This is a genomic window from Lapidilactobacillus luobeiensis (assembly GCF_024345205.1).
Lineage (GTDB): Bacteria > Bacillota > Bacilli > Lactobacillales > Lactobacillaceae > Lapidilactobacillus > Lapidilactobacillus luobeiensis.
This window is the reverse complement of the sequence record NZ_BROC01000001.1, coordinates 95047-106819: the sequence shown is the minus strand read 5'-3', so window position 1 is coordinate 106819 and position 11773 is coordinate 95047. Positions and strand designations below refer to the sequence as shown.

Sequence of the window (11773 nt, the reverse complement as noted above, 5' to 3'; positions counted from 1 at the left end):
CTTATTTAGTTTCTAATAATATGATACCCTAAATTCAGGCAAAAAGGAATTTTAACTCGTTAACGCCCCTAGTAAAATACTCAGTCATAGAATTAGGCACCGCAACAATATCTTCAGGCTGGTTTTCGCGCGACGATCAGAAAACGATCTTCGAAAGTTGCAATACTCCCCTGTTCCGTGATCAAACGACTGAGTTGGCGTAGTCGCGGCAGACAAGCGGCCACGGAAAAGTTCGGGAACTCCCACGGGATCATGGTGGCGTAATAGACGATCGCGCCCACATCAAAGAAACTCATTTTACTAAAGGCCGAATTCTGCTGTTCGATCCGCAGACCGGCTGCCTGCATGCGCGCGCAAGCATCGATCAGGGTGTTGTCCGGATATGCCGGGCTGTAATTGGGGTCGAGGAAGCGCGACAGGGCAAAATTATTGGTCGCACCGACCTGCTGGGTGATGAAGATCCCACCGGGTCGCAACTTGTTGACAGTCTCTTGAACTGGCAATGCGCCATGACTGTTGGTGATGATGTCAAAATGCTGATCTGGCACCTTGGCCAAGTCTTCGTTTTGGTCAGAAATCACGGTCACCGCGGAAGTCGCGTATTTCTCGCGCAACAACTTCAGATTTGGCGCCCAGCCTTCCGTGACCACCGTCTTATGCGCGGGATGTCTAAAGCTGTCCATTAGTTCGCCGCCACCGGTATCAACATCAAGCCACATCAGCTCGTCCTTAAGATTAGCCTTGACCACAGCCTGATAATCCCAAGGTAAGGGCTCATTTTCCCAGCGGCCGTCCAGATGGCTGAAATCCCACCCGTGCATCGCTAACTGACTTTCCGCCTGCCATTGATCAACTTGATCCATTTGCTGGTCCTCCATGCTCTGGTGTCATCATTTTGGTATTGCCATTGTCAAAATAGTAACCCTTTTCAGCAGTTACGGCAATGGTAGCAGAAGCAAGTTAAAAGAGAAATTAAAACAATCAAAAAAATCAAAAAAATAGAGTCAGGCAAACGTTCAAAAACCATTTTAGGTCGACGTTTACACAGCTCTATCAGTTGAAATTCGAGACAGGCACAGCTTACAAGACCTCATGCTGATCATTGGGCTGGCCCGCCAGAATAAACCTTTTCAAAAAATCATTAGCGCAATTTTATTTCGCCGCTACCGGACGACACAAACAGTCTCATAGAAATGAGGAATGACGGTCAAAATCTACCGCCCGATCCTGCCGTGATCACGCTGCTATTCTAACTCAAGTGACGATCTTGCTTTTCAAATTTTTTTACAGTGGAAACTTGTGGTGTTGAGGACATCACTAAGATAACCAACACGTCCGTCTTGAAGCCGCTCCAAGCTAACGGACCTGGAATTTACGTTTAAAGCTTATGACGTTCCCTACACATAGACATAATAGAATCATAAGCGGAAGCAGTCCATGCCATGTATATTCCCCACTGAAAAGAAGGACCAAGATACAGACAAGAAAAATGAGGCAACCTCCAATCGTAGTCCAAAGTTGAAAACGTTCTAAGCCGTTGATTTTTTTCATTGAATTATCTTCACTTTCTTGAATTTTTATTGAGTTGCTACCGACCTTCAAACCTTGCGAGCCAGCTTACACCATATTTGATCAAATATTCATTTACTATCTTCTTACGTAGAATACGCTTTTTCTAACACTTTGGCAACTCAATTTTGTCAACGGACCCGTATACCCGCATCTTTAAAAAATCCATCAGCGTGATCATGCAGCGGTCACTGTTGCCGCACTTCAAACGTTGTCGGGAATGCCCTACTTATCCGAGTTTTATCCCAGTCGCTACCAAAAACAAACAAAAAAAGATAAAAGAAAAACCCCGAAGATGCCTTGATACCAGCATTTTCAGGATTCATTTACAAGTGATAAGGAGAGTACAGGAATTGAACCTGCGCGCCGTTTTACCGGTTCGCCGGATTTCGAGTTGTAATCTGATGGTTTGAATGACGTCGGATTGTTGATTTAACGGCATTCTTGGCGCGATTGAAAAGGTTGAAATCGGCTGAATTTGGATGACGTGGTACTGAATTGGTACGCGTATATACTTAGTTGTTCGTCACTGGTTGGCGGCCTTTTTAATATCTTGTGTATTCTGACTTTATTTAGATACGCCTAGGACGAGCTCCAGACCACTATAGTCACTTGAATCTTGGACGCACCAGTTCTGCTGACCAACACTTTCGTTTCTTAGATGGTGTATAGACATCTAATCTCGTTAAACTAGTTCTGCGTAATAGCTACGTACGCTTGGTTACGCACTTGACCTACGTCGGGAAAAGTAATTAGCCAGCCGCTTTTTATATAATAGAATTAATGGCCTCAGCTACTTTCTTTGAGAAAATAGGAGGAACAGCATTACCAATCTGAGTTAGTGCCGAAGTGCGAGAAGACTCAAAGTAATAATCGTCGGGGAATCCTTGTAGGCGTGCTGCCTCACGAACCGTGATAGACCTATTCTGCGTATAGTCAGGATGAATATAATGATGTCCATCTTTAGCAATATGGGCCACAATCGTGTGGGACGGCTCATCCCATCCAAGTGCTTTAAAACGGTCCAAGAATTTATCAGTATGACGATGTGTAATTAGTTTTTGATTTAGCTCGTTATATTTTACATTGATTCCGTTAGCTTTTGCTTTAGCCACAATCTGATATATTTGTAGATCGTTGTCATTATTAGGTCTTGAACAATTTTGTGTTAGTGGAATGCTGGCATTACCTCGAAAGTTCTTCTTAATGAATTTTGTTGGTATCTTGGCATAGTTGTTATTTTCAGTGCCAGCTGACAACCTTGGCAAATCATAAAATGTTTCCCTGACCGTATGTGCCCGCGTTTTTAGGTGAGATAACTCGTCAAAAAAACGCTGGATCATTTGAGTATCGCTACTTCTTGCACCGAAAATAATTACTCGTTTTCTTGACTGAGGCGTACCAAAGTCAGAAGCGTCTAAAACTCGATAATCAAGATTATATCCTGCCTTTTGAAATTCTAGCTTCATTTTCGGAAAGAGGAGTTGGCCATCCATATCTTTAAAACTTAATAGCCCTCGAACGTTTTCAAATACGAAAAACTTTGGTAGATACCTTCTTAAAAAATCGATGTAGTATCTGTATAGGTATATACGACCGTCAGATGCTTTTTTGGGGGCATTTCGCGCTCTACCAATAGTTGAATATGCTTGACACGGTGGCCCACCAATAAGGCCATCTACAGAGGCAGAGCCAATTCGTTCGTCAAGCTGTTTAAATATGTTTTGAATGTTGTTGTCATTTATTTCTTCGTTGATTGTACCTTTTAACAATCTTGTAGGAACGGAGCCAAATACATCTTGTAAGCTTAGCTTATTGTTCAAGAAATCGTAGTAGGTCGATTCACGGTGATTAGCTTTGAAATAGTAGAACGCATCTCGTAAACGCAACGTTTCACTTGCTGCGGCTTCCTTCTCAACGTGACCGACAATATTAAAATCGTGACGGAATCCTTCGGTGAGCCCGCCTGCTCCAGAAAATAAATCGATAATATTCATAATTTTTACCTCTTGTCCAGGATACTAGTAGTTATACAAAAATGGAAGAGGCTCTAACAGTATTTAAACAGTAGCGCGAGTATAGGGGCCAATTTGTCCCACATAAGTTTCAAATCTGGGAATTGCGGCCACTGTTCTGAATCGTGCATTAGCTGATCAAGTTTTTTAATAACGCCGATGCTTCCTATTTCGCTTTTCAGTGTCTGTGATGCCTGACCACCCGATAATTGATTCATTTCACTGAGAAATTCAATCGAGTCAAAGAGCTTATCTTTCAAGGGCATGTCGTAGACCCGTTTTGGCGTCGAAACAGGTTGCCCAACTATGCCTAAATTGTGCAAATTATCGAGATTTTTGATAATTACAATGCTGCAGGTACTGTCAATCATCGCACGAAGGAGCAATCCTTGTGTGAGGATAAATCTATTTGGATCGGCTTCATCCGTTGCTGCAGCGACCATCTCTTCACGAAGCATCTGAATTTTTGTTATAATATTACTAGGCACAGAAAAGCTAGTGGGAATAAGTTTCTTATAGACACTGTGATTCCGTTTATAGGTATCCGTTTGTTGAGCGATTTGACTTATCAGCCTATCTTTCCCAGCAGCGGAAATCTTTGTCTGATCATCCTCAAGAAGTTCGGAAACCGTGTTAATTGATTCTATTTCTTTTGGTGTTACATCAGGGGAGTGCAGTACCTCGTTGGCGTCTGGATTTTCGTTCAACGACTGTTCTTGCTTTTTTTTCTTGGTGTTTTGACGAGCAGCTCGCCATTTTGATTGAATAACGTTCATTAGCTTATCTAGATTTTCTCGAAGTCGTTCCAGAGAATCATTTGAGTTCCATAAAATTGCTTGCCTATCAGTAGAAATATAATCATCGCGTTGATCATTGTCGATAACGTCGACGTTAAAATAGCCAGTTGCATATGTGTAAAAATAATCGTTTGCGCGATCAGAAAACTGGGACTGTGAGCGTTCACTTGCAAGCTTTCCTCGAGATAGCACAGAAAACCCCTGATTTGCTGAAGATAGCGGAGTAAACTTTGTGAACACAGCCCCGTAAATCCCTTGTGATTTAAGATTCTGCAGTGCAGTATTACTTTGAAGCTCATCACTGAAATCTTCGGGGAATCTGAAGGTGAATTCAAGGTGATCTGGAATCACGCTAAGCTCGAATGCATCCTCGTCTAGCTTCTCAACATTGCCGCTCTCATCAGTAAGTAATACCAAAAAATCAGAGGCAGAGTACTTATTGAATCGTCGTGCGAGTGAACGCTTAAGGTCACTCAACTTTGTGATGTTTTTGAGAGACAATTCATCAATTACGATTGTCGTCCCATTCTCTTCACTGGTGACGGAATCATTCTCGATTGCCTTTGGATGATACTGCTTATCTTCATCAGTATTCTTGATGTCCATGAAGTTCATTTCAAAAGAATTTTCAAGTCCATTTTTCACACTAGTCACTTGGATACGATTAGCTATCCCAAAAAGTGCAAGTTTTCCGAGACCTTTCTTCCCAGTAACCAATCTCCCTCTTGGCGTTTTACTATTGGTTTGTGAAAGTCGACGATTTTTTGCAACACGAAGAAAGTTGGAGTTTAATTCAGCATGGGACATCCCACAGCCGTTATCGGACACAGTAATCTTTTTAGCAAAGTAATCAATGTGTAAGTTGACTGCTGTTGCATCAGCATCCCAAGCATTGGTTATGAGTTCAGCCAATGCCTGGGGAAGTTGTTTGTATAGTCCAACGCCTAGGTGTTGAACAGCGCTTGGTGCGTAATCGAGAATATAACTATCGCTTGTCATCTAGTTTACTCCTAAATTTTTTTGATGGGAGGCAGACAATTTATCCGCTTGAGATGGTAGAAGAAGCTTTATTATTGATAATAGTCAATTGTAGGTTAGTATCCCCAACCCTTCAAAGAGGTCAGTTGATACGACTGTAAGAACAGACAGTCGTTTGTTGCAAACTGGTACTTAGACCATCTTATTGGTCGGAACCCAATTTCCTTGAGCATACACGACTAACTTCGAAGCAGTGAACGCAGCCGCAGTCAGGTCAACATTCAAGATATACCCAGCCTCGTACCGACTTGGAAGAAACGTTGCCGCTGGCCACCGCAGTTTGATGGCTAATGACGTCCACTCGGCTATAACTCCTTTGCGTATTGGTTCGGAATCAAGAACATCTTAGAATTGCACCCACGTTCAGTCAACGTGATATAGCCAAGTGTGTGTTCCATTGTTAACCATTTATAGTACTTTGCATTAATCGAAACATGAGCTCGTAATTTTGGTAATGCTCTTTCCTGCCACCACGAGAGAGAACTTCCGTATAGTACGGTTGATGGTATTTTCATCCGCCACATTAACCATTTTTAAAACGAGATTGGTAAATTCAAGTGCCGCAGTACCATTTGCTGTCACTAAGTTAGGATCAATGACAGCTTGTTTATCTGTAAAGTCACTTGCGTTGGTGTAATGAGAAAAATCAGGCCATAGGTATTGCGCATTACCAGTGTGACTGTAGCCCGTGAGCAGTCCGTTTTGTGCCAAGAAGTATACTTCCCCGCAGATAACGGCAACGCTTTGCCAGTCCGCAACCTTTCCTTGATGATATCTGAAAAACGCATGTCCTCGATATTCTAAGAGTTGCCGCTAATCAGAACAATTAGGTCAGCCTGCTTGGACAGATCAGTCGAAGCGCAGATCCCAATCAGCCCATGCCTCTAATAATACAAATACTGCTTTTTTCACGTTGAGTCCTTTCAAGTTATGTGAGACCGACATTGAGCGCGCCGTTGATGTGAACGTCAAGCTGAGACACAGTGTTGTAATCTGACGGTTTGAACGCCGTTGAATTGTTGATTTAACGGCATTCTTGGTGCGATTGAAACGGCTGAATTTGTGTGAAGTGGTTCTGATTTGGCACACAGATATACTTGGTTGGTCGTCACTTATTGGCGTTTTTTTCATTGAGCGCCTGCCAAACCAAGACGCCGCAATCGTAAGTTTATGACGTTGGACCTGTAGGTGTACTGTCAATCGAATTAAGCTCAACTCTATGCCATGCTTGCCGGGCCAATCGTGAGAGTGAGTGGGCGACCCAGCGCATTGGCAAGCTTGGTTAACGTATCGATGGAAGTGTTGTTTCCGTTTTCAATACGCACAATGGTCGTCTTAGGAACGCCAGACTTGTCCGCCAACTTCTGCTGGGATAAACCAGCTTCCTCGCGGGCCTTAAGCAGCGCCATTGCACTTGCCATTTTGTTCTTTTCTTCATTGTAGACTTCACGGTACGAAGAGTCTTTCATCATTTCCGCAAAGTAGGCGTCGAGATCACCGGTGTGTTCCATTGTAAATTCATGCAGGTCTTTACTCATTTGTCGTCTTCCTCCTTGTAGGTTTGATAGAACTCAGCTCGCAGGTCGATGGCATGATCAATCTCTCGCTGCGGCGTCTTGTTGGTCTTTTTGGAGAAGCCATGGGTGATAACGTAATCACTGCCAGCTACGTGAAAATACAAACCGCGCTGGTAGGTTTTCCCCTGTCGCGAACGCAACTCATACAAATTAGTTGTCAGCTTCTTAATCAGCAAATGTTGAGCCGCTTCCTGTAAGCCAAGCTCTTCCGTAGTATGGATGGCTAACTGTAATTTTGCTCGTTCCTTGAATGGTAACGATTCGAGAAATTCAATGAATTCCATGTGGCCGTTCGGCCGCTTGTAAGGTCTGAATTTTGGCTTTTCCATAAGTCGATTTTAACATATATTGTACCAAAACACAAATATGCGACCGAACTGTTGCAAGAATAATTGCCGGTGTAGAAATACTGATTTAGCAAACTGGTCGGACGTCATAACCAGATAATAATTTACGCATAATTTCCACCGTATACAGATACGACCAATGCCCGATGTCAAACTAACGACAACGGCTCATGATTAAGGTGAATTGGGGCAAAGATGAAAGTGTATGACGATATGGAAATTATTTTTGATCACGTAACAATGAAGTTTGGCGATCACGCTGCCGTTAAGAATTTTTCGGCAACGTTGAACACTCACGGTGTGGTCGGGCTGATCGGCCCTAACGCTGCGGGTAAATCAACGCTGATCAGAATGCTAACGACGCAAACCAAGCCAACTGATGGTGACATCTTGCTAAATGGGACTAGTGTTGTGAAACACCCAGATTCACTACGGGGCATACTTGGTTACCTTCCCCAGCAAATTCCATATTACCCTGAACTCACCGTGTGAGCCTACCTGCACTACATTGGAGCGGCAAAAAGATTGCCAACGGACAAACAAATCGAAAGCCTCTTGGCGCAACTGCACTTGGAAAACATTCACGCCGCCGATTGGTTGATTATTCTGGTGGTATGCGGCAACGGGTTGCGATTGCTGCCAGCTTGGTTGGTGATCCGCAGTTGATTGTCTGCGACGAGCCACCCGTCGGCCTGGATCCGATTGAAAGAGCCAGCCTGCGCACTTTGTATAGTCAACTTGCGCAAACGCAACTGGTGCTGATGCCGACCCACATTATTTCAGATATCGAATCAGTTGCCAACCCGTATTTTATTGATGCGCCAAAATCAACCTTACTTTGACGGCACGCCGGATGATGCAATCACCGCGACACAAGGCTGTGGATGGGAAATTACCTCGCCGATTGGGCAGCCCTTACCCGATATTCCGATTAGCGCAATGCGGCAAGTAAGCCAAGGTGAAATGATTCGGTTCGTTGCGAATTGCGCCGTAGTAACTGGTGCTGTCAAGTCACGCCTACTTTGGAAGATGCTAGTCTGGCAATATTAGAAGGACTGGTGACGACACATGCGTGAGTTAATCGTCGGAGAGATTTAAAGGCGTATGCGACGACCAGTGTTGCCTTGCCGTTTTAATACTGACACGCTCTGCGTTCCTGCCAGTGGTACCAGTCTACATGTTTTGCCCGTTGAATCGGCTGTTTTTAGTCAGGCGGATAATCCCACTTGGATCAGTATCAGTGGCGCCTTCGTGATAGCACTTGTGTTGCCAATCATAGGGGCAATGACAATTAACAATGCGCTCTCGACCACTCGAAAATCTGGAGTGCTGCCATTTTTACAAATCTCTCGCTGTTTACGAGTACGGCTTCTGTTCAGCATGTTCATCGGAAATTTAGTTCAATTACTCGGATTATGGGCTGGTGATGGTGATCAGTGCTGGCGATATGTGGCTAATTCGCTTCTTCGGCATGGCGATGACGCCTTGGCAATTTATTAGTGTCTTTAGACCTAGTATATCATGGTCAACGACCAAAACAAGCGTGCTTTCGATGATTTAGAGGTATGAAATGAGCATTAACCAAGCACCTAATGGCACCTATGTTGTCGGTGTCTCCCTTGGCACTGATCCCGTCAACGGCAAACGCCGCCGTAGGAAGAAATAAGGCATTCATTCAATGGCGGCTGCCGGCGAAGTCGAAAAGGAGATGATGCGTACTAGCATCGGCCGGCTGTTCAATCAAGAAACCGTCACCTTCGACGAGTTGTTCGAGCGTTACGTCAATCGCGTGAAGATCCACATCAAGCCGTCCTACTTGCAGTCACAGCGCGCCGTGTACACGCGCTATATTCAGACATTCTTCGTCAATGCTGATATTAATCGCCTGACCAGCGAGCATATCCGCGACTTTCAAGAATCGCTTACCGAAGAACGCGATTTGAGCAACAACACCAACAACAAGACTTTGATTGAACTGAAACTGATTCTCGACATCGCCGTTGAGGAAAAAGTGATTGTCGAAAATCCTTGTGTTGGCGTAAAGAAGCTCAAAATTGAACGAAATAAAATGGAATTCTACACGCCAGATGAATTTCATGCCTTTACCAAGCTGATTCATCTGCCAGAAGAATTCGACTGTTACGTGTTGTTCTCGCTGTTATCTCCTCTGGCCTATGGGTGGGCGAACTCTGCACGCTGAATTGGTCAACTCTCGATTTCAAACGCAAGAAACTGACTGTCAGCAAGTCCGTATTCCGGCGCGGCGACGTAGATATCATTACCCCACCAAAGTCTAAGGCCAGCAATCGCCGCATCAGCCTCAACCAAGGCATGATTGCCTTACTCCTGCAATGGCGTGAATAGCAACAAGAACTCTTTAAACATGACTTAGCCCTCGACTGGAGCGAAGATACGTCGATCTTCCAAGCGACACTGATTACGTATAACAAGCACACAATCCGCATGCGCTACAAACGCATCAGCAAGCGTGATCCAATGATGAAGCAGATTCGCATTCAGGACTTCCGGCATTCACACGTCGCCTTGTTGATCGACCAAGAAACAGGGTACACCAACATCAAGGAACGACTGGGTCATGCCAGTATCGTCACAACGAGTGACACTTACGGGCACTTTTCCCAACTAAGCAACGCAAAACCGCCGATGCTTCCGACAAATTCTTCTAAAGGAAAGGTCTGATGATATGAAATTTCGAACACGTTTGCCGCCAAAAGCGGCGGTATGATTTTTCGAACTGGTATTGCACTGGTACTAGTACTGGTACTGGAAGGACAATTTCGCCTCAAACAGTCACTTGAATGCAACAAAAAACGCGGCCCACGAAAGGCCGCGAAACGTTGATATATCTGCTTCCATAAGGAGAGTACAGGAATTGAACCTGCGCGCCGTTTTACCGGTTCGCCGGATTTCGAGTCCGGTGCATTACCACTCTGCCAACTCTCCACAACTCAATTAGTATATCAAAGAGTTGCCGCTAAATTCAAGTCAGTTTTTTCAAAAAGAACCAATTTTGCCCACTTTTTTAAAGATCTGATTTGGGAAACCGAATGATGATCCAGTTAATGCTTTTCTCATTTCTAACCTACTGGATTCATTTAGGTAGCTCATTTCAGCGTGCTGGCTTCTTTTCCTTAAGTCCAAAATGAGCAATCTTAGCAGCATCATGATTATCCCGTTCTGTTGATGTCATTGCCAATAAAATCGCCGCCCGTTGACGGGCCACGCCGTAAATTTCGACCAGATCACTTGACGATAGATTTTTCAATAACTCGCACTCAATTTCCTTGAATAAATCGAAACTTGCGCTGATAAAATTCGCCATCAACGCTCTACTCAATTCGTAATGTCCTTTAGTTGCCATTGTTTGCCCTGCTTTCTTTAACCCGATTTTTTCAGGCCCTCATTATTAATAACGTTTGAGCAACCTGATTACGGCAAGAAAAGTAGCAAATTTTACAAAATACTTTTATCATCTATTAAAAAAAAACTACCCCACCAGCATAGTTCGACGATCCGAATTTGATTCGATCGCGCCTATTACCTGGTGTGGTAGCTTTGTGATTCTTGAATCAAATTTAGCGCAGTTGCAAACTCAAAAAAGCGACAAGATTCCAACGCTCTCCCATCAGTCTTCCTCGGTTCCCAAGGCGCGCCCAGTAAAGGCGGCTAGGACGCCACCTAATAGCGGCGCCAATAGATAGACCCAATAATGAGCCAAGGCTGTCCCCCCCAGCAAAAATCGCTGGGCCAAAACTCCGAGCAGGGTTCAAAGAGCCACCCGTGACATTGAGCACCGTAATGATCAATAGCCCTAGTGTCAAGCCGATCGCTACTGGAGCTAGATTACCAGCACTATATTTTTTGCTCGTGACTAATAAAATCACCAAAACAAAAATAAACGTGATCAGGGTCTCTGCGACAAAGGCTGTCCCTGCATTGACTTTAGGAAAATCGGTCTGGCCCAACGAATTACCGGCCTGTCCAAGGCTAGTGGTCCACCATTTAATGATCCCCGAAGCGGCGATTGCACCCAAGAACTGGGACACGATATAAGCAATCCCGTCCTTGATCGGCAAACGCCCGTTGACCATCAATGCTGTGGAAATAGCCGGATTGAAGTTCCCACCGGAGATTGCCCCAACAGAATAGGCCATGACTGTCACCGTTAGTCCAAAAGCCAATCCAATCGTTAAAGCGTCTCCTTTCGCTAAAACGACCGAACCTGTCCCGACAAAAACGAGCATGAAAGTACCAATGAATTCCGCCAAATATTTCTTCATGATCAACACCCTTTTCTCTTTTGATTAGCCTCATTATACCGTAATTGAGCGCCCGGCAAACCAATAAAGCTCAAAACCAAAGTGCGGAGCGAGCCGGGTTGCTTGTGAGCATTAACCTAGCAATTATTT

Annotated in this window: 11 protein-coding genes, 1 tRNA gene and 1 pseudogene; 4 read left to right on the top strand and 9 right to left on the bottom strand. The window is 44.3% G+C overall.

From position 1 onward, the window contains the following. Nucleotides 1–113: 113 nt before the first annotated feature. The 6 genes from OCU21_RS00435 to OCU21_RS00410 form a co-directional block, all read right to left on the bottom strand. Entirely contained in the window at nucleotides 114–863 is a 750-nt protein-coding gene (locus tag OCU21_RS00435; RefSeq protein ID WP_261805537.1) for a class I SAM-dependent methyltransferase, read from the bottom strand. 1473 nt (nucleotides 864–2336) lie between these two features. Next, complete coding sequence (locus tag OCU21_RS00430) at nucleotides 2337–3566, bottom strand: DNA cytosine methyltransferase (RefSeq protein ID WP_261805536.1); 1230 nt, start codon at nucleotides 3564–3566, stop codon at nucleotides 2337–2339. Nucleotides 3567–3619: 53 nt separating this feature from the next. Beyond that, complete coding sequence (locus OCU21_RS00425) at nucleotides 3620–5380, bottom strand: ATP-binding protein (RefSeq protein WP_261805535.1); 1761 nt, start codon at nucleotides 5378–5380, stop codon at nucleotides 3620–3622. Nucleotides 5381–5842: 462 nt separating this feature from the next. After that, entirely contained in the window at nucleotides 5843–6151 is a 309-nt protein-coding gene (locus OCU21_RS00420; RefSeq protein WP_261805628.1) for a DJ-1/PfpI family protein, read from the bottom strand. Between the two features lie 485 nt (nucleotides 6152–6636). Beyond that, on the bottom strand, nucleotides 6637–6957 hold the full coding sequence (locus OCU21_RS00415; RefSeq protein ID WP_261805534.1) for a helix-turn-helix transcriptional regulator: 321 nt from the start codon (nucleotides 6955–6957) through the stop codon (nucleotides 6637–6639). After that, nucleotides 6954–7325: a type II toxin-antitoxin system RelE/ParE family toxin gene (locus OCU21_RS00410; protein ID WP_261805533.1), complete on the bottom strand. Its 372-nt coding sequence runs from the start codon at nucleotides 7323–7325 to the stop codon at nucleotides 6954–6956. The genes OCU21_RS00415 and OCU21_RS00410 overlap by 4 nt, the downstream gene beginning before the upstream one ends. A 213-nt stretch (nucleotides 7326–7538) precedes the next feature. Between OCU21_RS00410 and OCU21_RS00405 the strand changes: the two genes are divergently transcribed. The 4 genes from OCU21_RS00405 to OCU21_RS00390 all read left to right on the top strand — a co-directional run bounded on the left by OCU21_RS00405 (nucleotide 7539) and on the right by OCU21_RS00390 (nucleotide 10043). Continuing rightward, the gene (locus tag OCU21_RS00405) at nucleotides 7539–7835 is read left to right on the top strand and encodes an ATP-binding cassette domain-containing protein (protein WP_261805532.1); all 297 of its coding nucleotides are present in this window, start codon (nucleotides 7539–7541) and stop codon (nucleotides 7833–7835) included. Then, nucleotides 7832–8185 carry an ATP-binding cassette domain-containing protein gene (locus OCU21_RS00400; RefSeq protein ID WP_261805531.1) on the top strand — a complete coding sequence of 118 codons (354 nt, stop codon included), beginning with the start codon at nucleotides 7832–7834 and terminating at the stop codon, nucleotides 8183–8185. The genes OCU21_RS00405 and OCU21_RS00400 overlap by 4 nt, the downstream gene beginning before the upstream one ends. A gap of 836 nt (nucleotides 8186–9021) precedes the next feature. Beyond that, complete coding sequence (locus OCU21_RS00395; protein WP_261805530.1) at nucleotides 9022–9543, top strand: tyrosine-type recombinase/integrase; 522 nt, start codon at nucleotides 9022–9024, stop codon at nucleotides 9541–9543. Nucleotides 9544–9839: 296 nt separating this feature from the next. Then, nucleotides 9840–10043: a site-specific integrase gene (locus tag OCU21_RS00390; protein WP_261805529.1), complete on the top strand. Its 204-nt coding sequence runs from the start codon at nucleotides 9840–9842 to the stop codon at nucleotides 10041–10043. 178 nt (nucleotides 10044–10221) lie between these two features. Here the strand turns inward: OCU21_RS00390 and OCU21_RS00385 are convergent. From OCU21_RS00385 to OCU21_RS00375, 3 genes and pseudogenes are all read right to left on the bottom strand, one after another. Further along, nucleotides 10222–10307 (bottom strand) — tRNA-Ser (locus OCU21_RS00385). 166 nt (nucleotides 10308–10473) lie between these two features. After that, nucleotides 10474–10725 (bottom strand): hypothetical protein, encoded by a 252-nt coding sequence (locus tag OCU21_RS00380; protein WP_261805528.1) that lies wholly within the window; start codon nucleotides 10723–10725, stop codon nucleotides 10474–10476. A gap of 264 nt (nucleotides 10726–10989) precedes the next feature. Beyond that, nucleotides 10990–11644 (bottom strand): annotated as a pseudogene (locus OCU21_RS00375) (MIP/aquaporin family protein). Nucleotides 11645–11773 lie beyond the last annotated feature (129 nt).